This is a genomic window from Streptomyces sp. NPDC053673, assembly GCF_055585225.1.
This window is the reverse complement of sequence record NZ_JBVJKN010000001.1, coordinates 618587-643425: the sequence shown is the minus strand read 5'-3', so window position 1 is coordinate 643425 and position 24839 is coordinate 618587. Positions and strand designations below refer to the sequence as shown.

At 71.5% G+C, this 24839-nt stretch carries 23 protein-coding genes; 9 read left to right on the top strand and 14 right to left on the bottom strand.

Features of this window, described 5'->3' with window-relative positions; translation table 11 throughout:
* Positions 1–22 precede the first annotated feature (22 nt).
* A complete protein-coding gene (locus ACZ6ZQ_RS02895; protein WP_469766821.1) occupies positions 23–1159 on the bottom strand; it encodes a CapA family protein in 1137 nt (378 codons plus the stop codon).
* 306 nt (positions 1160–1465) lie between these two features.
* On the opposite strand from ACZ6ZQ_RS02895, the gene ACZ6ZQ_RS02890 reads away from it, so the two are divergent.
* Positions 1466–2032, top strand: coding sequence for a sigma-70 family RNA polymerase sigma factor (locus ACZ6ZQ_RS02890; protein ID WP_469766748.1), 567 nt, complete (start codon positions 1466–1468; stop codon positions 2030–2032).
* Here ACZ6ZQ_RS02890 and ACZ6ZQ_RS02885 read toward each other — a convergent pair.
* Positions 1981–2427 (bottom strand): nuclear transport factor 2 family protein, encoded by a 447-nt coding sequence (locus ACZ6ZQ_RS02885; protein WP_469766747.1) that lies wholly within the window; start codon positions 2425–2427, stop codon positions 1981–1983. The genes ACZ6ZQ_RS02890 and ACZ6ZQ_RS02885 overlap by 52 nt on opposite strands.
* A 222-nt stretch (positions 2428–2649) precedes the next feature.
* Between ACZ6ZQ_RS02885 and ACZ6ZQ_RS02880 the strand changes: the two genes are divergently transcribed.
* Positions 2650–3168 carry a hypothetical protein gene (locus ACZ6ZQ_RS02880; protein ID WP_469766746.1) on the top strand — a complete coding sequence of 173 codons (519 nt, stop codon included), beginning with the start codon at positions 2650–2652 and terminating at the stop codon, positions 3166–3168.
* Between the two features lie 109 nt (positions 3169–3277).
* On the opposite strand, the gene ACZ6ZQ_RS02875 is transcribed toward ACZ6ZQ_RS02880, so the two are convergent.
* The 5 genes from ACZ6ZQ_RS02875 to ACZ6ZQ_RS02855 all read right to left on the bottom strand — a co-directional run bounded on the left by ACZ6ZQ_RS02875 (position 3278) and on the right by ACZ6ZQ_RS02855 (position 8094).
* Positions 3278–4489 carry a histidine kinase gene (locus tag ACZ6ZQ_RS02875; protein WP_469766745.1) on the bottom strand — a complete coding sequence of 404 codons (1212 nt, stop codon included), beginning with the start codon at positions 4487–4489 and terminating at the stop codon, positions 3278–3280.
* On the bottom strand, positions 4486–6219 hold the full coding sequence (locus ACZ6ZQ_RS02870) for a sodium/solute symporter (protein WP_469766744.1): 1734 nt from the start codon (positions 6217–6219) through the stop codon (positions 4486–4488). Before ACZ6ZQ_RS02870 ends, ACZ6ZQ_RS02875 begins: the two co-directional genes overlap by 4 nt.
* Positions 6220–6241: 22 nt before the next feature.
* The gene (locus ACZ6ZQ_RS02865; RefSeq protein ID WP_453663816.1) at positions 6242–6622 is read right to left on the bottom strand and encodes a DUF485 domain-containing protein; all 381 of its coding nucleotides are present in this window, start codon (positions 6620–6622) and stop codon (positions 6242–6244) included.
* Positions 6623–6755: 133 nt separating this feature from the next.
* Positions 6756–7058 (bottom strand): hypothetical protein, encoded by a 303-nt coding sequence (locus tag ACZ6ZQ_RS02860; RefSeq protein WP_469766743.1) that lies wholly within the window; start codon positions 7056–7058, stop codon positions 6756–6758.
* A 160-nt stretch (positions 7059–7218) separates the two neighbouring features.
* Complete coding sequence (locus ACZ6ZQ_RS02855; protein ID WP_469766742.1) at positions 7219–8094, bottom strand: LytR/AlgR family response regulator transcription factor; 876 nt, start codon at positions 8092–8094, stop codon at positions 7219–7221.
* A gap of 356 nt (positions 8095–8450) precedes the next feature.
* Here ACZ6ZQ_RS02855 and ACZ6ZQ_RS02850 point away from each other — a divergent pair, with 356 nt between their 5' ends.
* The gene (locus ACZ6ZQ_RS02850; RefSeq protein WP_469766741.1) at positions 8451–9122 is read left to right on the top strand and encodes a zf-HC2 domain-containing protein; all 672 of its coding nucleotides are present in this window, start codon (positions 8451–8453) and stop codon (positions 9120–9122) included.
* Position 9123: 1 nt separating this feature from the next.
* On the opposite strand, the gene ACZ6ZQ_RS02845 is transcribed toward ACZ6ZQ_RS02850, so the two are convergent.
* From ACZ6ZQ_RS02845 to ACZ6ZQ_RS02830, 4 genes are all read right to left on the bottom strand, one after another.
* Positions 9124–9987 (bottom strand): Fpg/Nei family DNA glycosylase, encoded by an 864-nt coding sequence (locus ACZ6ZQ_RS02845; RefSeq protein WP_469766740.1) that lies wholly within the window; start codon positions 9985–9987, stop codon positions 9124–9126.
* 116 nt (positions 9988–10103) lie between these two features.
* The gene (locus ACZ6ZQ_RS02840; protein WP_469766739.1) at positions 10104–11495 is read right to left on the bottom strand and encodes a wax ester/triacylglycerol synthase family O-acyltransferase; all 1392 of its coding nucleotides are present in this window, start codon (positions 11493–11495) and stop codon (positions 10104–10106) included.
* Positions 11496–11603: 108 nt separating this feature from the next.
* Positions 11604–13676 (bottom strand): SpoIIE family protein phosphatase, encoded by a 2073-nt coding sequence (locus ACZ6ZQ_RS02835; protein ID WP_469766738.1) that lies wholly within the window; start codon positions 13674–13676, stop codon positions 11604–11606.
* 55 nt (positions 13677–13731) lie between these two features.
* Complete coding sequence (locus tag ACZ6ZQ_RS02830) at positions 13732–14796, bottom strand: DUF6777 domain-containing protein (protein WP_469766737.1); 1065 nt, start codon at positions 14794–14796, stop codon at positions 13732–13734.
* 443 nt (positions 14797–15239) lie between these two features.
* Here ACZ6ZQ_RS02830 and ACZ6ZQ_RS02825 point away from each other — a divergent pair, with 443 nt between their 5' ends.
* The 3 genes from ACZ6ZQ_RS02825 to ACZ6ZQ_RS02815 are packed head-to-tail and all read left to right on the top strand — an operon-like array spanning position 15240 to position 18330.
* Complete coding sequence (locus ACZ6ZQ_RS02825; protein WP_469766736.1) at positions 15240–16334, top strand: YndJ family protein; 1095 nt, start codon at positions 15240–15242, stop codon at positions 16332–16334.
* A 17-nt stretch (positions 16335–16351) separates the two neighbouring features.
* Positions 16352–16930, top strand: a complete 579-nt coding sequence (locus ACZ6ZQ_RS02820) for a DUF1990 family protein (protein WP_469766735.1) — start codon at positions 16352–16354, stop codon at positions 16928–16930.
* Entirely contained in the window at positions 16897–18330 is a 1434-nt protein-coding gene (locus ACZ6ZQ_RS02815; protein ID WP_469766734.1) for a lipase maturation factor family protein, read from the top strand. Before ACZ6ZQ_RS02820 ends, ACZ6ZQ_RS02815 begins: the two co-directional genes overlap by 34 nt.
* A gap of 80 nt (positions 18331–18410) precedes the next feature.
* On the opposite strand, the gene ACZ6ZQ_RS02810 is transcribed toward ACZ6ZQ_RS02815, so the two are convergent.
* Together ACZ6ZQ_RS02810 and ACZ6ZQ_RS02805 are read right to left on the bottom strand one after the other, a co-directional pair.
* Entirely contained in the window at positions 18411–18581 is a 171-nt protein-coding gene (locus ACZ6ZQ_RS02810; RefSeq protein WP_469766733.1) for a hypothetical protein, read from the bottom strand.
* Between the two features lie 304 nt (positions 18582–18885).
* Positions 18886–20382: an SDR family NAD(P)-dependent oxidoreductase gene (locus ACZ6ZQ_RS02805; protein WP_469766732.1), complete on the bottom strand. Its 1497-nt coding sequence runs from the start codon at positions 20380–20382 to the stop codon at positions 18886–18888.
* 219 nt (positions 20383–20601) lie between these two features.
* Here ACZ6ZQ_RS02805 and ACZ6ZQ_RS02800 point away from each other — a divergent pair, with 219 nt between their 5' ends.
* The 3 genes from ACZ6ZQ_RS02800 (at position 20602) to ACZ6ZQ_RS02790 (ending at position 23547) form a co-directional block, all read left to right on the top strand.
* On the top strand, positions 20602–21420 hold the full coding sequence (locus ACZ6ZQ_RS02800) for a serine/threonine protein kinase (protein WP_469766731.1): 819 nt from the start codon (positions 20602–20604) through the stop codon (positions 21418–21420).
* Positions 21421–21484: 64 nt separating this feature from the next.
* A complete protein-coding gene (locus tag ACZ6ZQ_RS02795; protein WP_469766730.1) occupies positions 21485–23026 on the top strand; it encodes a protein kinase domain-containing protein in 1542 nt (513 codons plus the stop codon).
* Between the two features lie 170 nt (positions 23027–23196).
* Positions 23197–23547: an SH3 domain-containing protein gene (locus ACZ6ZQ_RS02790; protein WP_469766729.1), complete on the top strand. Its 351-nt coding sequence runs from the start codon at positions 23197–23199 to the stop codon at positions 23545–23547.
* Between the two features lie 33 nt (positions 23548–23580).
* Here ACZ6ZQ_RS02790 and glgC read toward each other — a convergent pair whose 3' ends face one another.
* The gene (gene glgC, locus ACZ6ZQ_RS02785; protein ID WP_469766728.1) at positions 23581–24798 is read right to left on the bottom strand and encodes a glucose-1-phosphate adenylyltransferase; all 1218 of its coding nucleotides are present in this window, start codon (positions 24796–24798) and stop codon (positions 23581–23583) included.
* Between the last annotated feature and the right edge of the window lie 41 nt (positions 24799–24839).

The window sequence follows — 24839 nt, the reverse complement described above, 5'->3', positions numbered from 1 at the left end:
CAGGTGCCGGCCGCGCGCCCGGTCAACGGCCCATGACGAGACCGTCGGCGGCGGCCCCGCGGCTCAGGACGACGTCGCGGATCCGGTCGCGTATGGCGGTGTGGTGCGCCGCACCGCGGTCGATCGCCGCGTTCAGGTTGACCACGCGACCGGCGGCCGTGTCCATCCACTGCGGGATGAACTCGGCCTTGGTCACCACCCAGCGCCCACCGGGCCGGGCGGGCGGGGCGAAGGTGAAGCGACCGATGGTGCCCTGGCTGCCGCGCGGGTCGTGGTGGCCGTCGTGGTTGGTCATGGGGCCGGCGATCTGGTCGCCCATGCCGTACACCACCCAGGTGTCGTTGACCTTCTCGTAGGCCTGCGGGACGTGGGCGTGGGTGCCGATGACAAGGTCGATGTCGGGCCGCCCGCCGGTACGGGCGGCGGTCAGGGTGTTGCCGAGCCGCAGCTGCTGCCGGTCGGGCGCCGTCTGCCATTCGGTGCCCCAGTGCACGCTGACCACGACGACGTCGGCGCCTGCTCTGCGGGCGGCCCTGGCGTCCTGGAGGATCTGCCGCTCGTCGATGCGGTTGACCGCCCATGGCCGGTCCTCGGGGAGCGGGATGCCGTTGGTTCCGTAGGTGTAGGCGAGTTGGGCGACCTTCGCCGATCCGGCGTGCAGCCAGGCGGGCCGGCGGGCCTCGGCCGCGCTGCGGGCGGTGCCGGCGTGCTCGACGCCGGCCCGGTCGAGCGTGTCGAGTGTGCGGCGTACGCCGTCGGCTCCGTCGTCCAGGCTGTGGTTGGACGCGGTGGAGCACGAGTCGTAGCCGGTGGCGCGGAGGGCTTCGGCGATCTGCGGCGGGGACTTGAAGGCGGGGTAGCCCGTGTAGGGCCCGCTGTTCTCGCCGTACACCGTCTCCATGTGGCAGATCGCGATGTCGGCCCGGGACACGACGGATCTGATGCCGTCGAGCATGGGGCGGAAGTCGTAGCCGTCGCCATGCGCGTCCGCCGCCGCCTGGCGGATGACCGAGGCGTGCGGGAGGACGTCGCCGGCGGCGACAAGCGTGAAGCCGCGGGCTGTCGAGGATCCGGCCGCGGTGGGGTGCGTGGGAGGTTCGGGCTCCCGCCGGCCGGGGGCGGCGCCCTGCGTCAGCCCGGGCCCGCCGCAGCCCGCCATGGCGCCGAGCAGCGCGGCGGCGTTCACAGCCAGCACAGCCAGCGAAGCCGTGCGTCCATACCTGATCACAAGCCTCAGTCAAGCATCAAAACGCACAATTCGATCAAATCATGACCAAATGGATGCCACTCATCCGGCTGACCACTCACTGAGGGCCGACCGACCGCTCGCCGCACCATTCGCCGCATCGTGCGACCGCTCAACGCACATCCGTGTGCGGCGCCTGCCCCTTCCCGCCCCCATGCGTTCGAATACGCCACGTAGCAGCGAACTCTCCGGGGATTCTTGCGCGAAAGGATGCCGACGATGGCGACGGCGACAGCGACGGCGACGACCGACGAGCGGACGCTGGCAGAGCTGCAGCACGAACACGGTCCCGCCCTGCTGAGCTATCTCCTCGGACTGACCTACGGGGACCGGCAGCGGGCCGAGGACCTCCTCCAGGAGACCCTGCTGAGGGCCTGGCAGCATCCGGAGGCGTTCGACGCGCCGTACGAGTCGATGCGGCCGTGGCTCTTCACCGTCGGCCGCCGTCTCGCGATCGACGCGCGCCGCTCCCGGCTGGCCCGGCCGGTCGAGATCGGCGACGGGGTCCTCGCCGCCACGCCCGACCCGTCCGACGTGACCGACCGCGCGGTCGCCGCGCTCGACGTCCGCGCGGCGGTCGGCAGGCTGAGCCCCGAGCACCGTGCCGTGCTGGTGCAGATCTACTTCCACGGCCGGAGCGTGGGCGAGGCGGCCCGGGCGCTCGGCATCCCGGCGGGCACGGTCAAGTCGCGTTCGCACTACGCCCTGCGCGCCCTCGCCCGCTGTCTGCCCGGCTACAGCCGGACATCCGGCTCCGGCTCCCGGGCCGGCGCGATCCGCTCGTAGCAGTCGTAGTTCCGCTGCGCGACGATCAGACCGTCGCGGAACTCCAGGAACGTGGCGATGTGCGCACGCAGGACATGTCCCGCGGGAAGACCGCCGAGCGGGACGGCGAGTCTGCCGGTCCAGGTCACCTCGAGGGCGACCCGGTCGCCGTGCGCGACCGCGTTGATCACCTCGAAGCTCTGCTCGGTGAGCGTCTTGCGGCCCTGTTCCGCAGCGGCGAGCAGACCTTCGAGGTCGCGTCGCACACCGTCGGGGAAGAGGGCGTTGGGCAGTTCGTCGTGAATGGCGTCCTCGTGGAAGAACCGTCCGAGCTCCTTCCCCGTCGCGAATCCCGCCACCGCCCGGTGGTAACGGATCGCGGTCTCGACGAGGGGGTGGTCCTGTACCGGATTCATAGGGCAACGGTACGAAGCGCATGCGGCGGACGCAGCCGCGGGCCTGTCACTTCGACCCCCGCTTCCCCATCCGTCCCCTGGTCTCCCTCGTGACACGAATTCGCGGCGACCGGATTCGAAACGAGCCGCTCGAGTTGAGTAAAGAGCAACCCTGAGGCGTGTCTCTCGGTGGAGGCTCGTCGTCGAGACCCGTACCGAAGCATCCGGGAGAAGGTGGAGATTGTGCTGCCCGAGAGTACGAACGGGACCAGTGGAGGGGATCTGGCGGTCCCCATCGCCTGGCTGTGCGCCGAGTACATAGCGGATCACGTGCTGCGCGCCGGCGGCCTGGTGGAGACCGGCTCACTGGAGTTCAGAGCCGGCCGGGAGACCCTGGCCCTGACGGTCTACCTGTGCGACAGCAAGGACGAACCCGGTGTCCGGATGCTGTCCGGGCTGGACGAGTGGCTGTCGGTCACCGCGTACGGGCACCCCTGGAAGGAGTGGGTACGCGAGCACATGTCCGTCCGGGAGGCCTTCGAGCAGGACACCGGACGGCCGGACCCCGATCTGGCGCTGGCCAGGGACGCCTGGCGGTGGCTGGAACAGACCGAGCTGCTCGCCGCCGACCTCGGCGACGACCCCGGGCCGTGGCATCCCGCTCTGCCGGTGGGCGCGGCCCTGGACGAGTCGTCGCAGGTGTGGACGCCGGCCTGGCGGCTGGGACTTCCGCTGGGGCACCTGGCCGTCCATCTCTTCTGAGCTCGCGGTCCGGCCCGCTGCCCGGGCGACCGGCGCCGTCCGGCGTCCTGCGCCGTCGACGCTGCTGCACGCCACTGCCGTCGACGAGGGGACACACGTGCTGTGCGGCTCAGCGCCCGCCGGAGTTCTTGTGCACCCCGGCGCGGTACTTGGGGATCCTTGCGGTGATCTTCATGCCTGCCCCGGTACCCGTCTCGATGACCAGCCCGTAGTCGTCCCCGTACACCTGCCGCAGCCGTTCGTCGACGTTGGACAGACCGATGCCGGAGGAACGGGAGCCCTCCCCCGCCAGGATCCGGCGCAGCTCGGCGGGGTCCATGCCGACGCCGTCGTCCTCGATGGTCACCACCGCCTCGGAGCCCGCGTCCTGTGCCGAGATCGAGACGCGGCACTCGTCCCTGGAGTCCTCCAGTCCGTGCTTGACGGCGTTCTCGACGAGCGGCTGGAGGCAGAGGAAGGGCAGGGCGACCGGGAGCACTTCGGGGGCGATCTGGAGCGTCACCTTGAGCCGGTCCCCGAAGCGCGCCCCGGCGAGCGCCAGGTACTGCTCGATGCAGCGGAGTTCGTCGGCGAGGTGGGTGAAGTCGCCGTGCCTGCGGAACGAGTATCGCGTGAAGTCGGCGAACTCCAGGAGGAGTTCACGGGCGCGCTCGGGATCGGTGCGGACGAAGGAGGCGATCGCGGCGAGCGAGTTGAAGATGAAGTGGGGGGATATCTGCGCGCGCAGGGCGCGGATCTCGGCCTCGATGAGCCGGGTCCTGGAACGGTCGAGCTCGGCGAGTTCCAGCTGTACGGAGACCCAGCGGGCGACCTCGGTGGCGGCCCGTACGAGGACCGCCGATTCCTTGGAGCCATAGGCGACGAGCGCGCCGAGCACACCCTCCTCGCCGGTGAGCGGGGCGATGACGGCCCAGCGCAGTGGGCACTCGACGTCGTCGCAGCCGGTGCGGATGCTCTGGCTGCGGCCGGAGTCCAGCACCTCGGCGACCCGGCGCATCACCCGCTGCTGGTGGTGGTCCCCGCCGAGGCCGTCCCAGGCGAGGACGGTTTCGCGGTCCGTCAGGCAGAGGGCCTCGGTGCCGAGCAGCGAGCGCAGCCGGCGGGCCGCCTTGCGGGCGGTGTCCTCGGTGAGCCCGGCCCGTAGCGGCGGCGCGGCGAGCGAGGCGGTGTGCAGGGTGTGGAAGGTCGCGCGCTCCACCGGGGTACCGAGGTCCAGGTCGGGGTCGGTGTCGCGCCGCGCGGTGAGCCGGCCGAGCGCGAACCCCGCAGCGAGCAGGACGGCTCCGGCTGCGCTCAGAGCGGCCAGTGCCGTTCCGGTCATCGCTGCGCTCCTTCGGGCTGCGGCCGTCCGACGAGGTCTTCCGGCAGATGGAGGCGCGCGAGGATGGCGGCGGCTCCGGACGGTATGTGGCGGGGGGTCGCGAGCGATACCAGCACCATGGTGAGGAAGCCGAGAGGCACCGACCAGACGGCGGGCCAGGCCATCAGGGTGTGCGCCCAGCCTTCGGGGGCGAGGCCCGCCCGGGTGGCCATGACGGCGGTCAGCGCGGCGCCGCCGCCGGCGACGAGTCCGGCCGCGGCGCCCGGCGGTGTGAGCCGCCGCCACCAGATGCCGAGGACGAGCAGCGGGCAGAACGACGAGGCGGAGACGGCGAACGCGAGCCCGACGGCGTCCGCCACCGGCACATTGGTGGCGACGACGCTCACAGCGAGCGGAACCGCCATGGCGAGGACGGTCGCGAGCCGGAAATGCCCTACGCCGCGCGAGGGCAGCATGTCCTGGGTGAGGACGCCCGCGACGGACATCGTCAGCCCGGAGGCGGTGGACAGGAACGCGGCGAACGCGCCGCCGGCGAGGAGCGCGCCGAGCAGATCGCCCGCGAGACCGCCGACGATCCGTTCCGGCAGGACGAGTACGGCGGCGTCGGCCTCTCCGGTGAGGGCGAGTTCGGGGGCGTAGATGCGGCCGAGGGCGCCGTAGACGGGCGGCAGCAGGTAGAAGGAGCCGATCAGACCGAGCACGACGAGGGTCGTGCGGCGCGCGGCACGGCCGTTGGGGCTGGTGTAGAAGCGGACGGCGACATGGGGCAGTCCCATCGTGCCGAGGAAGGTGGCGAGTATCAGTCCGTAGGTCGCATAGAGCTGGTAGCCGTCGCGTCCGCCCGCGAGCGGCTGGGACCAGCTGAACGGGTCCGCGCCGGTGGACGCACGTTCGGGTACTTCGGCGCCCGTGGGGAACGAGAGGGTGGTCCCGGCGTCGATGTGGTGGGTCCCCTCACCGAGGGTGAGCCGCTGTGCGTCGTGCCGGGCGCCGTCGACCGTACCGGAGACGCTGACGGTGAGCGGTCCTTCGAGCTCGACCCGTACGGTGTCGTCGATCCTGACGACGGTGTGCTCGCGGAAGACGGTGGGGGCGTCGAAGCGGGCCCGGGGGGCGTCGTCGCCGAGCCAGGCGGCGACGAGGAACAGGGCGGGCACCAGGAGCGCGGTGAGCTTCAGCCAGTACTGGAAGGCCTGCACGAAGGTGATGGAGCGCATGCCGCCGGCGGCGACGGCGCCGGTGACGACGACGGCGACGACGAGTCCGCCGACCCAGTCGGGTGCACCGGTGAGTATCTCCAGGGTCAGCCCCGCGCCCTGGAGCTGCGGGAGCAGATAGAGCCAGCCGATGCCGACGACGAAGAGGCTGGCGAGTCGCCGCACCGTGGCCGATTCGAGCCGGGCCTCGGCGAAGTCGGAGAGGGTGTACGCCCCCGAGCGGCGCAGCGGGGCGGCGACGAGCACCAGCAGAACGAGATAGCCGGCGGTGTAGCCGACGGGGTACCAGAGCATGTCGGGGCCCTGGAGGAGCACGAGTCCCGCGATACCGAGGAAGGAGGCGGCGGAGAGGTACTCGCCGCTGATGGCCGCGGCGTTGAGGCCGGGTTTGACGGTACGCGAGGCGACGTAGAAGTCGGACGTCGTACGGGATATGCGCAGGCCGAGGGCGCCGATGAGAACGGTCGCGAGGACGACGAAGATGACGGCCGTCACCGCATAGGTCTGGTTCACCGGTTGTCCCCCGCTCGCGGCGTCAGCGGCCCTCGACAAGCCCGGTGAAGTCGCGTTCGTTGCGCTCGGCTCGGCGGACGTACCAGCGCGCGATCAGCCACATCACCGGATAGACGGCCACTCCGAGCGCCGCCCAGACGAACGGCTCGGGAGAGGAGAAGGAGCCGAGGACGGCGGCGGGGAAGGCGAACAGCAGGGGGAGCGTGCCGACGAGGAGGACGAGCGTGCCCAGCGCGTACAGCGCCGTGCGGAGCTGGCTTCGCATCAGGGAGCGGACGTACACCGTGCCGAGGGGGGTCTGCTCGCTGATCTCGGAGCGCGCGGGCGCGTGACCGGGCCGGCGGCGGGCTCCACGGGGCACTCCGGTGACCACTTCACGGCGGGGTGGCTGCTCTGCAGACATCGGTGTCCGCTCCCGGCATCTCTCGGCGACTCGTTCGGACGGGCGGCACGTTCGGGCAGGTGCAGGTCCGAGGATCTACGGAGTCTACGCAGGGGGAATGACGGAGGGTAGGCGCCCGATGGTCTCGGCCCGATCACGGTGGCGCGGATGCGCCGCCCCGGTCGCAGGTCGCGGCGCGTCGGCCGGTGCAGTCCGCGAGGGCGATCTCCAGTTCGACGTACGACTCCTCGGCGCGGCGGAACGCGACCTCCAGGGCGGCCTCCGCGCGCGGTCCGACCAGTCCCTGCGTGGACTCCTGGATCTCGTACAGCACATCGGCCCACCGGCCGGCGGCGCTCTTGGCCCTGGCGAGGAGCGCCTCGACGTCGTCCGGGCCTGCGGGCCGGATCGCCTGCAGCCCGCCGAGCTCCTCGAGCAGCGCTTCGATGTCCGACATCAGGCCCCTTCTCCCCTGGCCGATCAAGCGTAGGCGGGTGCGGGGAGCGGCAGCGCGGATTCCGGGTGCGGCTCGGTCAGCGGGGTGCGCCCGTCGCCGTACGGGCCCGACGGGACGACGAACGGCACCCCGCGCGCGCCGAACGGTCGCGTACGGCCGCTCAGCCCCGCGCGTGGCGCATCAGCAGATCGCGCAGCTGGCGCGCGTGCCGGCGGCTCACCGCGAGCTCCGCCGTGCCCACGCGGACGGTGGTGGCGCCGGCGTCCAGGCGCAGCTCCTCGATGCGGCCGAGGGCGACGAGATGGCTGCGGTGGATCCGGACGAAGCCCCGGGACGCCCAGCGTTCCTCCAGGGTGGACAGCGGGATCCGGACGAGGTGGCTGCCGTCGGCCGTGTGCAGCCGGGCGTAGTCGCCCTGGGCCTCGACGTACGCGATGTCGTCTATCGCGACGAACCGTGTCACACCGCCGAGCTCCACCGGAATCTGCTCGGGAGCGCCGCCGGGCGCGGCGGGTCCGGTGACCACGGGCCCGGTCGGCGACAACGGTTCCGGCCCGGGTGAGGGCGCGGGGGCGGACCCGGGCGAGGACACGGGGGCGGGCGTGGGCGCGGGCGCGGACGTGGACCGGCCGGAGTCCCGCGCCGCGCCGGCCAGATCACTGACGCGCCGCACCGCCTCGGCGAGCCGCTCCCGGCGAACCGGCTTGAGGACGTAGTCGACGGCCTTGAGGTCGAAGGCCTGGACGGCGAAGCCCTCGTGGGCCGTGACGAACACGATGAGCGGGGGCCTCGCGAAGCCCGCGAGCAACTTCGCGACGTCGAGCCCGGTCAGCCCGGCCATGTGGATGTCGAGGAAGACGACATCGATGGCGTCCTCGCCGTCGGGACCCGCGTCGAGTGCCCGGCTGATGCGCCGCAGCGCCTCGGTGGCGTCGGTGGCTCCCTCCGCACTGTGCACCCGTGGATCGGAGCGCAGCAGATACAGCAGTTCCTCGAGTGCCGGTGTCTCGTCGTCGACCGCCAGTACGCGCAGCATGCTGCGGATTTTAGGGCCTGTCCGGTGGATCAGGCTGGATCAGCGAGCGGCGTCGTGCGGCTTCGGATCCAAGGCGGAGGAAGAAGTCATGGCGGAGCCATGCCGACTGACGACAACGCAGGAGACGGAGTCGCAGGGCGTCGCGAGCCCAGCAAGATCCACCGGACAGGCCCTAAGCGCGCGGCATGCGCGGGACCACGGGCCGGCCACGGCGGAAGGGGCGCCGGATCGTGCCCGTGCACACTTTCCGGGCTCACGGATGAGCACGGAAGGGTTCCTCTGCGTATTCCCAAGTGACCCACGGTACGTACGACGTGTATGGACCGTTCGTAGCCGGCGAGCCGAAGGATTGGTCCATGAATCTGCGGGAGCGGCACCGGGATGTGGCCGCCTATGCGCTGGGCGTCCTCGACCCCGCGGACGCGTTCCGCTTCGAGGAGCATTTGTCCGAGTGCGTGCTCTGTGCCGTACGCCTGACCGACTTCACGCCGGTCGTGTCGGCACTGTCCGATCTCGCCGGTCCCGGCCGGCCCGAGACCCCTCCGGCGCCGCGGTTACTGGACCGGATGCTCCATGAGGTCGGGGTGTTCCACCGGCGCAGCTCCCGCCGCAGGCTGCAGCTGGTGGCGGCGGCCGCCGCGCTGATCGTCGCGCTGCCCGCCCTCGTGGTGGGGCTGTCGCACGACGCGGGCGGCGGCCCCGACGAGCGGATCGCGGCGACCGACGGTGCGAGCGGGGTGTACGGCGCGGTCGATCTGCGGGCGTCGGACTGGGGCACCCAGGTCGCACTGCGGGTGGCCCGGCTGCGTGGGCCGCGGACCTGTGAGCTGGTCGCGATAGGCAAGGACGGCGAGGAGCACACGGTCACCTCCTGGTCGGTGCCGAGCGGCGGTTACGGCATCCCCGGCTCGCCCGGGCACGAGAAACCGCTGGACATCGAGGTGGGCACCGCGCTGCAGCACCGCGAGATCGACCGCTTCGAGGTCCGTACGGTGAACGGCGACCGCCTGGTGTCCCTGGAGCGCTGAGTCACTTCAGCAGCCGGGACATCCGGCGGTCGGCGAGCGGCTTGCCGCCGGTCTGGCAGGTGGGGCAGTACTGCAACGACGAGTCGTGGAAGGAGACTTCACGGATCGTGTCGCCGCACACCGGGCAGGGTTCGCCGGTGCGGCCGTGCACGCGCAGTCCGCTCTTCTTCTCGGCCTTGAGGCGTCCGGCGGCGAGGCCGTGCGAACGCTCGACGGCTTCCTTCAGAGTCGTGCGCATCGCCTCGTATAGTCCGGTGATCTCGTCGTCGCCGAGCTTCGAGGTGAGCTTGTACGGAGACATCTTCGCGACGTGCAGGATCTCGTCGCTGTAGGCGTTACCGATTCCGGCGATGAGGCTCTGGTCGCGCAGTGCGCCCTTGATCTGGCGGCGTTCACCGGCGAGGAGCGCGGCGAAGGCGTCCCGGCCGAAGTCGTCGGCGAGCGGGTCGGGACCGAGGCGGGCGATGCCGGGGACGTCCGAGGGGTCGCGGACGAGATGCACGGCGAGCCTCTTCGTGGTGCCCGCCTCGGTCAGGTCGAAGCCGTCACCGCCGGTGAGTGCCGCGCGCAGGGCGAGCGGACCCTTGCCGGGCCGGGGCACGCCGGACGGGAGGACGTCCTTCCACTGGAGCCAGCCGGCGCGGGCGAGGTGGAAGACGAGGTGCAGTCCGGTGGTGGTGGTGATGTCGAGGAACTTCCCGTGCCGGTGCACGGCGGTGACCTCGGCGCCCTCGACGGCGGTGAGCGGCGGGTCGTACGTCTTGAGCACGCTGATCGCCACGGGCAGCAGCTTGGCGATCTCTTTGCCCACCAGGTTCTCGTCGAGGAATTCCCTGAGCGCTTCGACCTCGGGCAGTTCCGGCATGGATCCAGCGTGCCAGCACCGGCCCGGCGAGGCGAGCGTGGGGAGCCCTGCCCCCCACACCCCCGGGTACGGCCTTCGGCCGTGCTCCATGAGCCGGACGGGCTGGATTCCCGCCTCTACCGGGTCAGCGCCACCAGCGCCGCGAGCTCCTCCTCCATGCTGCGCGCGAGCCGGTCCACGTCCGGCAGCGCCTTGCCGTCGGCGACCAGGCCGACGTGCACGTGCCCGCCGTACGTCGACATCGCCACCGCGAGCGACTGCCCGCGGGCGAGCGGCGCCATCGGGTAGATCTCGCTGAGCGGGCAGCCGGCGAGCGAGAGCGCCGAGCGCGGCAGCGGCACGCTCGTGACGAGCACGTCGAAGAGCATGCGGGCGGCGTTTCCGGCCAGCGGTGCCCCGAAGCGGTGGGCGAGCGGCGGCAGTTGGTCGGCGATGAGGGCCACCGCCCCGGCGCCGCGCATCGGGCCCGCGGCCTTGTTGCGGTCCATGCCGCTGCGGACGGCGTGGAGCCTGAACCAGGGGTTGGCCTCGGACACGGGCAGCCCCAGCAGATAGGCGGAGAGCTTGTTGCCGGAGCCGGACGGGCTGCCGGGGCGGCGCCGGGACACCGGGACCAGGGCACTGGGGTCGGCGAGGGGCAGGGCGTCGCCGCGCGCGGTCATCCAGCGCCGCAGCGCCCCGGCGACGGTGGCGAGCAGCACGTCGTTGGCGGTGCCACCGGCGGTCCTGCGCACCTGGTGCACATCGTCCAGGGAGAGGACGGCGGTGGCGAGCCGGCGTGTCCCGCTGGAGGTCGCACTGAGCGCGGCCGTACCGCGCGGGTCGAGCCGCCCGGCGCGGGCGAGCGAGGCGCCGACGAGGGAGGCGCCGACGCCCACGGCCCGGCCCAGCTCCTCGATCCGGCCGCGGGCCATACCGGCGACCTGCCAGGGCCCCGGCAGCCAGGAGCGGGGCGGCACGGTCCGGGCCTTGCGTCCGTTCCTGCGGCCGCGGGGGTCGGCGATCTCGTCGAAGATCCCGGCGCCGATGGCGACGGCGCGCATGCCGTCGGCGAGTGCGTGGTGGAGTTTGACGAGCACGCCGAACGGGTCGCCCCGGCCTCCGGTGAGGAGGTACATCTCCCACGGTGGCCGCCCGCGTTCAAGCGGACGTTCCATCAGTTCTCCGGCGAGCCTGGCGGCTTCCGCGGCGAAGTCACCGGCCGGCAGCCGCACCTGGCGGAGGTGCCGGCGTACGTCGAAGTCCGTGTCCACCATCCAGGCGGCACCGCCGACCGGCAGCAGGACGTCGCGCACCCGCATTCTGAGCCGGGGAATCGCGGCGGCGCGGGAAGCCAGCAGTCCGAGGATCTCCTCGCTGCCGATGCCGTTCCCGTCGCCGCTGCCGCCGTCCCCGGCCGCGGGTGCGGGTGGGGTGAAGTGGGCGAGCGCGCCGAGGTGCATCGGGTGGTCGGCGGTTTCGAGGTGCCAGAAAGCCAGATCGAGAGGTGCCAGAAGCTCGCTGCTCAAAGGGGTCCTCATGTCCTAGGGCCGGAACACAGGAGTACGCAGTCAATCGCCTGCAGTCGGTTACGGTCAAGTACAATCAGGTTACATACGGTTACCATCCGGTAGTGTTCAGGTTGCCTGCCGGTCCGGAACGATGAACTCGCACCACACACATTTGCCGCTGCCGCGCGACTCCACACCCCAGACGTCCGCCAGCCGGTCCACCAGCATCAGCCCCCGGCCGGAGACCCCGGACTCCCCCGCCTCCCGGCGCCGCGGCAGCGCGCTCGACGGATCCTCGACCTCCACCCGCAGCCGCCGCTCGGGTCCCGACAGCACGCGTACGGTCACGATCGCGCCGCCGTCCGTGTGCATCAGGGCGTTGGTGATCAGCTCGTCCGCCGCCAGCTCGATCTCGTCGGACTTGTCCGCCGCTCCCCAGGCGCGCACCGCGGCGCGGATCATGTGCCGGGCGGAGCTCAGCGCCTCGGGGTCGTTCTGGGCGACGTGCTGCTGCAGCCTTCCACCCGTCTGCGGGGCGTACGCGCCATGGCGGCGCAGCAGCAGGATCGCCACGTCGTCGTCGCCCGCCCGCTCGTCGACCTCGTCGCAGAGCTGGTCGGCGAGCAACTGGAGGTCCTTGGGGCCGCCGCGGATCGTCGCCGTGAGCAGTTGCATCCCGTCGTCGAGGTCGGCGCCGGGCTGTTCGACGAGTCCGTCGGTGTAGAGCAGCAGGCTCTGCCCAGGGTCCAGTTCGACGGTGGCGACGGGGTATTCGAGGCTGCCGAACTCGGCGGACAGTCCGAGCGGGAGTCCGCCGTCCACCGGGATGCGGCGGCAGTCCCCGTCCGTGGTGAGCATCAGCGGGTCGATGTGCCCGGCCCGGACCATCTGCACCACACCCGTCGCCAGGTCGGCCTCCGCGTAGATGCAGGTCGCGAAGCGATCGGTGTCGAGCTCGTGGAGGAACACGGAGGCGCGGGCCATCACGGTCGCCGGGGTGTGCCCTTCGGCGGCGTAGGCGCGCAGGACGATGCGCAGCTGCCCCATCACCGCGGCGGCGTGCGTGTCATGGCCCTGGACGTCGCCGATGACCGCGCCGACGCGTCCGCCGGGCAGCGGGATGACGTCGTACCAGTCGCCGCCGATGTCCCGGCCCAGCCTGGCGGAGCGGTAGCGGACCGCGATCTGAGCTCCCGGCACCGAGGGGATACGGCGCGGCAGCATCGCCTGCTGCAGTCCTTCGGCGAGGTCGTGTTCCTGCTCGAAGAGGACCGCCCGCTGGAGGCTCTGCGCGATGCTGCTGCCGAGTGCGACGAGCAGATTGCGTTCTTCGGTGGTGAAACCGGTCTTGTCGCTGTAGAGCAGGCCGAGTGCGCCGATGGGGCGGGCCTGGGCGATGAGCGGCATGTAGGCGGCCGAGGTGATTCCGAGACCGCTGATGTGCGGCCACAGCCTCGGATAGGAGCCGGCGAAGTCCTCCTTCGACTCGATGAAGCGGGGCGCGAGGGTGCGGATGACCTCGCTCATCGGGTACTGCTCGTCGACCCGGGTGTACCGCGTCCCGGGCACGAACGAGCCTGCGGGACCTTCGGCGACGAGATGGATGCGGCCCGACTCCAGGAGCCCCACCACCATGCTGGTGGCGCCGAGGCGCTCGAGTCCGTGCGAGTCCTTCAGGACGTCGATGACGTCCTGAACCGTCCTGGCGTGCGCGAGCGCGGCCGTGGTGGTCTCGACGACGCTGGTCTGGCGCCGGCGCTCCGTGTCGAGCTCGACACGGGCGCTGGAGTCGGCGAGCTCCTGGGTCGCGTCACGGACGATGCCGATGATGCGGTGAGGTCGGCCCGAGGCGTCGCGCAGCACCGACCCCTGGGTGTGGGTCCAGCGCAGAGTGCCGTCCCGGCACCGGATACGGAAGTACGCCCCGTAGCTGGTGCTGCCGCTCTTGAGGGCCTGGGACACGAGCCCGTCCAGCCGGATCGCTTCGCTGCGCGGGAAGCGGGGGGCGAGGCTCTCGGGGCGTCCGTCGTACTCTTCGGCCGGCACGTCGAACACATCGAGAGCGGGCTGGTCCAGGTGCATCAGCCCGCTGTCGAGGTCCCAGTCGAAGCTGCCCATGCGGTTGAGGGCCAGACTCAGATCCGGGTGGGCGGGCCAGTCGTCGGGAAGCGACAGGGCACCCGCTGCCCGATCAACCATGGTGAAACTCTGCCATCGTTTGTCCGATTTATCGAGCGGCGGGCCGACTGCCCGCTCAGCTCCGCGCGGTCTGCCCGTCGGCGAGCGGTGGCGCGGAGTCCCCGGCGGCGCCGGGCTCCGCGGAGTCCCCGCCGGTGTCGGGCTCCGCGGAGTCCCCGCCGGCGTCGGGCGCCGCGGCATCCGGAGGCACGGCATCCGGGAGGATCGCATCAGGCTCGCCGCTCGTGCCGCCACCGCCGCCGGGGCGGTCGCCCGGGCCCCAGAGCTCGGTGCCGGACGGATCGAACGCGCCCTGGTCGTCCTGCTGCGGCTCCGGCAGCGCGTTGGGATCGCCCGGGCCGGCGGGCACGGACTGGGCCGCGCCCGCATCGGGGCTGCTCGCGCCGGGGGCGCTCGCGTCGGGAAGGATGACGTCGGGCCGGATGACGTCGGGACCGCCGGTCGGGGCGCTGGGCACACCGGGACGGCTGGTGCCCGGGTCCTGACGGCTCGGCTGCGGAGCGGTGGCGTCGGGGCTCACCTGCTGGGGGCTGGAAGTGACCGGACCGGCCGGCAGGCCCGCCGGCGCCTCGGTGACATGGGTGCCGGGGTCGTACGGCGGTGGCACGTCGGGCTTGCGATCCGCCTCGCCGTCCGTACCGCTCTTCCGCTCCATCCAGGCGTTGCCGATGATGTCGACGATCACCAGGCTGTCGATCACATGCGCCGCGCGGGTGATGACGACGACGCGCCCGGGGTCGTAGCCCTTCCACGGCTTGCCCTGCTCCTCCGGGGTCCCGGCCGTGACCACGGGCGAGGCCAGTGGACTGCCCGAGGCGCAGCGGACCCGGGGCGATCCGTGTTCGTCGACCAGGACGGCGGTCCCGGCCTGCAGGACAGCCTGGTGGCGCTGGGCGGTGCCGTCGCGGTAGCCGTGGCTGGTGACCCGCGCGTCGGCCCTGAGGAGCACCGGGGTGAGCCCGCGCAGGAACGCCGGGATGTCCTGCTGGCTCACGCCGGCCCCCTGGGTGAACGCGTCCCCCTTCACCTGGTCGGCCATGAGGAAGCGGATCTGCTGCTCGACGTCGCAGCTCGCGACCGAGCGCGTACCGCCGTACAGCCCCGGTGTGGAACCGAGCACGGTCCGGATGGGCCGGACGGTGGACTCGGGGCCGCTCGCCCCGGTGGTACGCGGCGCGTGGAACTCCCCGGACGCGCCCGTGGTGGTTGCCGTCGAAGGGGTGAACGGATCAGAACCCTGATCCGCTGCCGCCTGCAGATGTACCTGCTGCGAGGCCGAGGTACCCGGCTGCCCCTGACCTGCCAAGCTGCTGCAGCCCGTGACCAGTAGAGCGGCCGTCAGGCCTGCCGACAGCGCGGCCGGCCCCGCGTACCGGCCTTGCTTCGGTGAGCGCACGAACATGTCCCGCCATCTCCCGCCTGTTGCGAATTGCACCCGGAGTGATCTTTGCGATCCCTCCTGTCATGCCGCATTCCGGCGGAACCCGCGACTTGAACGTGTTCAGTTCCTACTCTAAGCTCATGAGCAGAAATTGAACACGTTCAAGCAGGGGGTGGGGCGTGATGACCGCTCTGGTCAACGCGATCGTCATGCTGGGCATGCTGGTGATCGTCCCGGCGGGTCTCCGACTCGTCACCGCACCCGCTCCGGTGCTGTTGCGCAGGCTGTGGCCGCTGCTCGCCGTGCCCGGCGCGGTCTCCCTGTGGCTGCCGCGCGGCCCCGCCGCCACCGCGCTGGCCTCGGTCTACGCCCTCGCCACCCTGGCACTGGCCGTGCACGCCCCCGCGCGACTGCGCCGCACCGTCCGCCAAGGTCCTGTCCGGGCGATCTTCGAGGACCGGGCCGCGACATCAGATGCATGGGGTCTCCCAAGGCCGAGAGGGCCGAGGGGACGCATCGCAAGGAGGTGGGGGCACCTCCCAGCGGTAGCTGGGGGAGATCGCCCTCGTACTGGACGTACTTGGGCGACTCCGACAACGCAGCGAGGTACCGTAGCCGGCGTCGCGGGCCCGACAAGATCGCCGGACGCGGCACGCGCCCTCATCACCCCCGCAGAGATCGCGGTGCTCACGGCACTGGTCACCCCGGCGGTCGCCGGAGTCGCCCTGGTGACCGAGCGCTCGGGCCACCGCCTCTTCGGCTTCGACCTGGAGATCCTGGCGCTGACCGTGCCGCACTTCCACTTCGCCGGCTTCGCCGCCGCGCTGGTGGCCGGGCTGGTCAGCCGGGTGGCACACGGCCCCACTGCCCGTTTCGCCGCCCTCAGCGTCCCCCTCGGCACCCTTCTCGTACTCGCCGGATACTTCCTCGACGACTGGGCCGAGCTGGCCGGGGCGCTCGTACTGACCGCCGGAATGTGGGCCGTCGCCCTGCTGACCTGGCGGGACGTCCGCACCGCCGGCGCCGGGCGGCTGACGCGCGGCCTGCTCGCCGTATCGGCGGCCGTCCTGGTGGCGACGATGCTGCTGGCGCTGAGCTGGGCGGTGGGCGAGGCCACCGGCCTGCCGCACCCGAACCTCACCTGGATGGCCGCCACGCACGGCCTCGGCAACGCGCTGGGCTTCGCGCTCTGCTCGGTGCTGGCGTGGCATCGGCTCCACGCCCTCGTACCCCCGTCGGGCATCGCCCCGCTGCCACCGGGCACCAACACCGTATGACCGGAGGAAACCGCCCCATGCGCACCACCGAAGCAGTCCCGAACTACCGGGAGACCGGCGCCACCCGCCTCGGCCCGCTCCCGGACGGCTACAACCACCTCCACCACCGCACCCGCATCGGCCGCGGCCGCGCCGTCTTCGAGGCCGCCGGTACGGCGGTCACCACCTGGCGGATGCATCGCGCCACGGGCGCGCGGGTACGGGCGGCCTCCCCGCACGCCGAGCCGGGCACCGCCGTCGAGGTGTCGCTCGGCATCGGCCCGCTGCGGTTCAGGGCGCCCTGCCGGGTGATCTGGACGGAGTACGAGCCGGACCGCACCGGCTTCGCGTACGGCACCCTGGCGGGTCATCCGGAGAGCGGCGAGGAGTCCTTCACGGTGGAGCTCCGGGACGACGGTTCGGTCTGGTTCACCGTGCTGGCCTTCAGCAGGCCGGCCCGCTGGTACTCGCGGCTCGCAGGACCCCTCGTACCGGTGCTGCAGCGGCTGTACGCACGCCGGCTCGGTGCCGTACTGCGACGGATCGCGGCCGAGGCCGATACTGGAGGTACCGGAGGAACGCGATGGAGTGGTTCACGGCACCCGACTACTGGCTGAGCAGACTGGTCTTCCAGCGGGCGCTCGCCGTGATCTATCTCGTCGGCTTTCTCGGTGCCGCCCTCCAGTTCCGTGCCCTGATCGGTGAGCGCGGCATGCTGCCGGTGCCCGCGTACGTACGGTTCGTACCCCTGCGGCGGGCACCGAGCATCTTCCAACTGCACTACTCGGACCGGTTCTTCGCCTGCTGCGCCTGGGCCGGGGCGGTACTCGCGGCCGCTCTGGTCGGCGGTGCGGCCGATCGGCTGCCGCTGTGGACCGCGATGCTGTGGTGGGCGGTGCTGTGGGCGCTGTATCTGTCGATCGTCAATGTGGGACAGACCTGGTACGCCTTCGGCTGGGAGTCACTGCTGCTGGAGACGGGATTCCTCGCGATCTTCCTGGGGAACGAGCGTGCGGCACCACCTGTGCTGGTGCTGTGGCTGCTGCGCTGGCTGCTCTTCCGGGTGGAGTTCGGCGCCGGGCTGATCAAGATCCGCGGCGACGAGTGCTGGCGGCGGCTGACCTGCCTCTACTTCCACCATGAGACCCAGCCGATGCCGGGACCGCTGAGCTGGTTCTTCCACCATCTGCCGGGGCCGCTGCACCGGGTGGAGGCCGGCGCCAACCATGTCACGCAACTTCTGATCCCCGTCCTGCTGTTCACCCCTCAGCCGATCGCGAGCGCGGCGGCCGGGCTGATCATCGCGACCCAGCTGTGGCTGGTCCTGTCCGGCAATTTCTCCTGGCTGAACTGGTTGACGATCACGCTGGCGCTGTCCGCCGTCGACGTTTCCCCGTTCGCCGGGCCACATCCGCTCCCCGGGCCGCCCCTCTGGTACGAGGCCCTGGTGATCGCGGTGACCGTGCTCGTGCTGGCCCTCAGCTACCGCCCGGTCCGCAATCTGCTCTCCCGGCACCAGACGATGAACCGCTCCTTCGACCCGCTGCACCTGGTGAACACGTACGGTGCGTTCGGCACGGTCGGGCGGGTCCGGTTCGAGGTCGTCGTCGAGGGCACGGACGAGCGGGTACTGCGCCCCGGCACGGTGTGGCGGGAGTACGAGTTCCACGGCAAACCGGGAGACATCCGGCGATTGCCGCGCCAGTTCGCCCCGTACCATCTGCGCCTCGACTGGCTGATGTGGTTCGCGGCACTCTCCCCCGCGTACGCCCGCCCGTGGTTCGGCGGCTTCGTCGAACGGCTGCTCGACAACGACCGCGACACGATCCGGCTGCTGCGCCGCAATCCGTTTCCCGACACCCCGCCGCTGTACATCCGCGCCCGGCTCTACCACTACGAGTACACCACCTGGCGGCAGTTGCGCGCCACGGGCGCCTGGTGGCAGCGGCGCTATCTGCGGGACTTCCTGCCGCCGACGCGGCTGAGCACGACCGATGTGACGGCCGAACGGGTGTGAAAGCGACGCAACAGGGGTGCGAAACGTGTCGTACCCCCCGGCCCGTCATGGCCAGGGGGTACATGATCCAGCGACCGGCGTCAGTCGACGCCGGGCAGGATGTGCGGCTCCTCGAGGTCGTCCTCGTATCCGGCGAGCCGGATCGGCGCGGACCTGGCCCAGACCTCGAGGCTGCCGAGCTCGTCGGGCCGCCCGGCCCGTTCGCTGCGTGGCGCCGGCCGCTGGTCCTGCTTCGTCACTTCAGTTGTCACCGCGCACTCCTCTGTGTCGCGTAACAGGGGGACATGGGCATTCCGGTCGCGGTGGCGCCGTTTCCAGGCGGGATCGCGGCCGTGATGCGGGCCTGTCCCAGGGCGGCCGAGGGGTTTCGTGGGCCCTTGGTGGCCGTCCGTGGGCTCCAGGGTAACCAAATGAGCGCCCCTGCGCTCGATGGGGAACGTCACATTGGGTGTTTCTTTACCGGAAAGCGTGCGGAGATGACGGCCCATCGGGTACAGCAAACCCCCGGACGGCCCTGTGCGCCCGGGGGTTGCGGCTGTTCGGGTGAGGGCCGGGTTACCAGTTCGCCGGCGCGTAGTCCTTGAGGAAGCAGCCGAAGAGGTCCTCGCCGTCCTCGCCGCGCACGATCGGGTCGTAGACCCGGGCCGCGCCGTCGACCAGGTCGAGCGGGGCGTGGAAGCCCTCCGCGGCCAGCCGGATCTTGTCCGGGTGCGGGCGCTCGTCGGTGATCCAGCCGGTGTCGACTGCGGTCATCAGGATGCCGTCGGCCTCGAACATCTCCTGCGCACTGGTACGGGTCAGCATGTTCAGCGCGGCCTTGGCCATGTTGGTGTGCGGATGTCCCGCGCCCTTGTAGCCGCGGCTGAAGACGCCCTCCATGGCGGAGACGTTCACGACGTACTTGCGCTTGGCGGACGACGCGGCCATCGCCGGGCGCAGCCGGCTGATGAGGATGAACGGCGCGGTGGAGTTGCACAGCTGCACTTCGAGCAGCTCGACCGGGTCGACCTCGGAGACCGTCTGGATCCAGCTGTTGGTGTCGTGCAGATCGGGAACGAGACCGCCGGCGTCGATGGCGGTGCCCGCCTCGATCCGGGCGAGCGACGCCGAGCCGGAGACCAGCGCCAGCTCGGTGACGTCCTGGGCGCTCAGCACGTCGGACTCACCGGAGCGGGCGGCGGGCAGCGCGGCCACCCGGTCGACGCTGCCGCTGCCGAAGGTGCCGATCACCTCGGCGGAGGGCAGCTCGCCCGCGGGCAGCGGGGCGCCCTCGGCCCCGACCAGCTCGCTGTACGCCTGCGGGGAGCGGCGTACGGTCTGCGCGGCGTTGTTGATCAGGATGTCCAGCGGGCCCTCGGCGGCGACCGAGTCGGCGAGCGCGACGACCTGCGCCGGGTCGCGCAGATCGATGCCGACGATCTTGAGGCGGTGGATCCACTCGTCGCTGTCCGGCATCGCCTTGAAGCGGCGGATCGCGTCGTTGGGGAAGCGGGTGGTGATCGTGGTGTGGGCGCCGTCGCGCAGCAGCCGCAGCGCGATGTACATACCGATCTTGGCGCGGCCACCGGTGAGAAGTGCCCGCCTGCCGGTCAGGTCGGTGCGGGCGTCACGGCGGGCCCGGTTCTCGGCGGCGCACTTCTGGCACAGCTGGTGGTAGAAGGCGTCCACCTCGACGTACCGGGTCTTGCAGATGTAGCAGGACCGGGGGCGCTGGAGTATGCCCGCGATCTCGCCGGCCACGGACGAGGAGGGCAGCAGGCCCTGGGTCTCGTCGTCGATGCGCTCGGCGGAGCCGGTGGCGGTGGCCTCGGTGACGGACTTGTCGTGGGCGGTCTTGGCGGCCCGGCGCTCCTGGCGGCGGCGCTGCTTCACGGTCCGGTAGATCCCGGCGGTCGCCCGGCGGACCGTGATCGCGTCCGGGTGGTCGACCTCGAGCCGGTCGAGTTCTTCGAGAACGCTCAGGCAGACGGCCAGGCGCTCCGGGTCGATGCCCGGCCCGTACTCCTCGTCCGGCCCGCTCTCCTGAACGGGGCCGTCCTGTGTCACCGTCATCGCCGCTGCCGTTCCGTTCCCTGTGTCGCGCGTGTCGCGCATGTCCCGCGTGAAGTTTCCAAAAGCGGAACTTTACGCCAGCCGGGAGTCCGGATGCCAAACCGCGCCTCTTGCCGGACGCCCGGGACGAGCGAACCGTTACCCTCCGTCGCGACAGATGGCACGGGAGTAACGGCCGCGGTATTAGAATGGCGGTGCCTGATGCGGGGGAGGCGAAGTATGGACACCGTCATCGTGCAATTACCGGAACGCCAGGAAGTGCGGCGGGGCGGACCTCAGGACAGGCGCCCGGGAAACAGGCAGGACAGCCCCCGGCTGCTGCGCCTCGGTCCGGGAAACACGGCGGAATTCGGTCGCGGCGCGCCGGACACCCCGGTGCCCGTGGCCTTGGACGATCCCGGAGTGTCGCGCCGGGCCGGGCAGATCACTGCTGCCGAGGACTATTGGCGACTGTCGAATTTCAGCCGGACGGTGACCTACGTCGTCGAGAATCTCGAAGGCGCCGGAGAGCACGTCAAGGTCGCACCCGGCAGACTCGGGGCGCCCATTCCGTTCGAATTCTCACGTGTGGTGCTGCCGGCCAGGGACACGGAGGCGTCCTTCAAGGTCTTCGCACCGGAACACACGTATCTGGACGGGGAGCCGCTGCCGCGCATAGGCGAGCCGACGATGAGCCCGTTCACCCTCGATCCGACGTCGAAGTACTTCCTGGTGCTGCTCGCCCTGTGCGAGCCACGGCTGCGCCGCGCCTCCAGCGGAGCCGTGCCGGGTGTCGGCGAGGTCCTGGAGCGGCTGCGTCCGCTGGCGGCCTGCCGGAGCCTGACGCGGTCCGCCGTGAACTATCACATCGACTACCTCACCTCGGTGAAGCTGCGGCTGCGCGACGGGACCGAGGAGCCGGAGGGAACCGTGGGCGGCAAGCGGGACGAGTTGGTGGCGTTCGCGCTCCGCTTCGATCTCGTCCGCGAGGAGCACCTCGCGCTGCTCGCGCCGACGCCCGGAAGACCGGACAGCACCCGGGGCCCGGACAGGACCTAGGAGCCTGTCCGGGCCCCGGCGACCGACAGCAGCAACGGCAGGAGCGACGCGAAAGGCGCACGGGATGGCTCGCGGCAGCATGCCCTCCATCAGCATCTCCCCCGGCTACCGGGTCGGGCCGTGGACAGTGACCGAACCCGTGGGCGCGGGCAGTTGGGGCAGCGTGTACGCCGCCGAGCGCACGGCCGACGGCCACCCCGCCGCGATCAAGTTCCTGCGCACCGATCTGCTCACCCCCGGCCAGCGAACCTCGATGGACGAGCTGGTCAGGCGCGAGGTGCGGTTCGCGCTGGAGGCGGACCATCCGCATCTCGTACGGACCCACACGGTCCTCACGGTCCGCGACCCGGACCGCCCTGAGCTGGACGGCCTGACGGCGCTGGTCATGGACCGGGCGGAGCGCAGTGTGCAGGATCTGCTCGCCGATGCGACGGGCGTCCCGGCGGCCGTGGCGCGCCAGGTGCTCGACGGAGTGGCCTCGGGTCTCGCACACCTCCATGCGCGCGGCCGGGTGCACGGCGACCTGAAGCCCGCCAATGTGCTGCTGGGGCCCGGCGGTGCGGTCTGGCTCGCCGACTTCGGCCTCACCGCCGAGCTGGAGGGCACCCACGCCTACGTGCTCCCGCTCGGCTCACTCGACCACGTACCGCCCGAGTGGTGGTCCGAGCGCACCGGCTGCCGGGGTACGAAGCTGCGACCCACGGCGGACGTGTGGGCGTTCGGAGTACTGGCCCATCAGGCGCTCACGGGCGGACAGCACCCCTTCCCGGGCGCCACCGCGCGGGCGCGTGCGCTGGCCGCCCAGACGTATGCGCGGGGCGGCGCCCGGCTTCGTCTCGACGAGAGCGTGCCCGAGGGCTGGCGGCAGCTGATCACCGAGTGCCTGCGCCCGGACCACGCCTCCCGCGCCCGGCTCACCGCCGGCCAACTGGCCGGGCGGGTGAGGCTGCTGTGCCACGACGCGGGTGCGGTACGGCGCCGGCGCTCGGCGGTCCTGCTGGCCGTCGGCTCGACCTTGCTCGCCGCCGCGGCCGGCACGGCGGTGGTACTGGCCACCGGAACGGGGGCTGACGGCGGCGCGACGGGGGCGAACGGCAGCACGGCGTCCGTCCGGAGCGGAGCGCCCGCCGGTGCGCTGCCGGACCGCTCCGACGTCCCACAGGCACTGCGCCCGCACATCGTCAATGCCGCGATGCGCTGCGCCCAGCGGGAGGTCACCCCGGCGCTGATCGCCGCGATGCTCAAGGCGGAGAGCGGCTTCGACCCCGATGCGAGCCGTGTCAGGACCAGCAACGGCATCCGCATCAGGGAGCACGGCATCGCGATGTGGACGCCGGAGGTCTTCGGGCCCTGGTCCCTGGACGGCGACGGGGACGGCCGCAAGGACTACATGTCGGCGCCGGACGCCATTGCCACGATGGGACCGTATCTCTGCTATCTCGACAACCAGTTCAAGCAGCACGGTCTGCACCGGGATCTGCCGGCGCTGATCGCCGCCGGGTACCGCACGAGCGCCCGCGTGGTCGTGGAGGAGCGCGGTGTCCCGGCCCGCACCCGGCCGTATGTGGACGAGGTGATGAAGCACCTGGCGGAGTACTCGCGCTGAGGGTCCGTGAGAGTGGGGTGTCCGAGGCCCGCCCTGACATACGTCAGGTACACCGTGAGGCACTTCTGGCAGATCGTGGATCACGCAGGGGAAAGCCGCACCGGCCTTCGGGGGATCCGGCGGAAGGCCGGTGCGGCACCACATCGCCGGACCAGGAAGGAACACCGGACATGCAGATGGCCAGGTTCAAGAAGGCGCTGACGGGGATCGCCGTGGCGGTCGCCACCACCGGGGCCGTCGTCGCCACGACCGGCGCGGCGGCCGCATCCGCCGCGCCGACGGCAGCGCCGGCAGCCGCGCAGTCCCGCCAGGCTGCCTCGCAGCAGGCACAGCAGACGTGCTTCGTGAACGACAACGGGGTCAACTACCGCGGCGGCCCGGGCACGGACTACCCCGTGCTGGGCCAGGTCGACAAGGGACAGGGGTTCGAGGCGCGGGGACAGGAGGGGAACTGGGTGATGGGCGACCTGTGGGGCGGCCGCACCGGTGTCTGGATCCACGTGGCCTACCTGGACTGCTGACGCGGGCCGAAGGGGCGGCCGCTGCGGCCCGGTTCACAGCACCGGCTGCCCCTTCCCCAGGGCGATCACTCCGCCCTTCGACACCGTGTACAGCTCCTGGTCCCGCTCCGGGTTGACGCCGATCGTGGCGCCGGGCGGGACGTCGACGTTCTTGTCGAGCACGGCGCCTCGCACCACCGCGCCGCGCCCGATCCGTACGTTGTCGTGCAGGACCGAGCCCTGGACGACGGCTCCCGGTTCGACGCTCACACCCGGTGAGAGCACGGACCGGGTGACCTGGCCGCGGATCACACAGCCGGGGCTGACGACCGACTCGCTCGCGATCCCGCCCGCGCAGAACCTCGCGGGCGGCAGCTGCCCCGAGTGCGTGTAGATGGGCCAGCGGCGGTTCTCCAGGCTGAAGACGGGCCGTTCCGCGATCAGATCCATATGGGCTTCGTAGTACGAGTCGAGCGTGCCCACATCGCGCCAGTAGCCGTGTTCCGCCGCGCTCTCGCCCGGCACGTGGTTGCCGTCGAAGTCGTAGAGCTGCGCCACTCCCCGCTCGGTGAGCATCGGCAGGATCGATCCGCCCATGTCGTGCACCGAGCGCGGGTCCTCGGCATCCCGGTGGAGGGCGTCGACCAGCACCTTGGTGGTGAAGAGGTAGTTGCCCATGGACGCGAACACCCGGCCGGGATCGCCGGGCAGTCCCGGAGGATCGGCGGGCTTCTCCAGGAAGCGTTCCACCCGGGTGCCGTCGGCGGCGGGGGTGATGATGCCGAACGACGAGGCGTCCGTGCGCGGCACTCTGATCCCCGCGACGGTGACGCCCGCCCCGCTCCCGATGTGCTGTTCGAGCATGTGCCGCGGGTCCATCCGGTAGACGTGATCGGCACCGAACACCGCGATGTAGTCGGGCTGTTCGTCGTGGACCAGGTTGAGGGACTGCAGGATGGCGTCGGCGCTGCCGAGATACCAGCGCGGGCCGAGGCGCTGCTGTGCGGGTACGGGCGTCACGTAGTTGCCGAGCAGACTGGACATCCGCCAGGTGGTGGTGACATGGCGGTCGAGGGAGTGCGACTTGTACTGGGTCAGTACGCAGATCCGCAGGACGTCCCCGTTGACGAGGTTGGACAGGACGAAGTCGACGAGCCGGTACGTACCGCCGAAGGTGACCGCCGGTTTCGCCCGGTCGGCGGTGAGCGGCATCAGCCGTTTGCCCTCCCCGCCCGCCAGAACGATCCCGAGTACCGAAGATCCACCGCGCATCGCGCCCCCTCACGCCGTCGGCTCGCGCCGTCAGTTCGTCA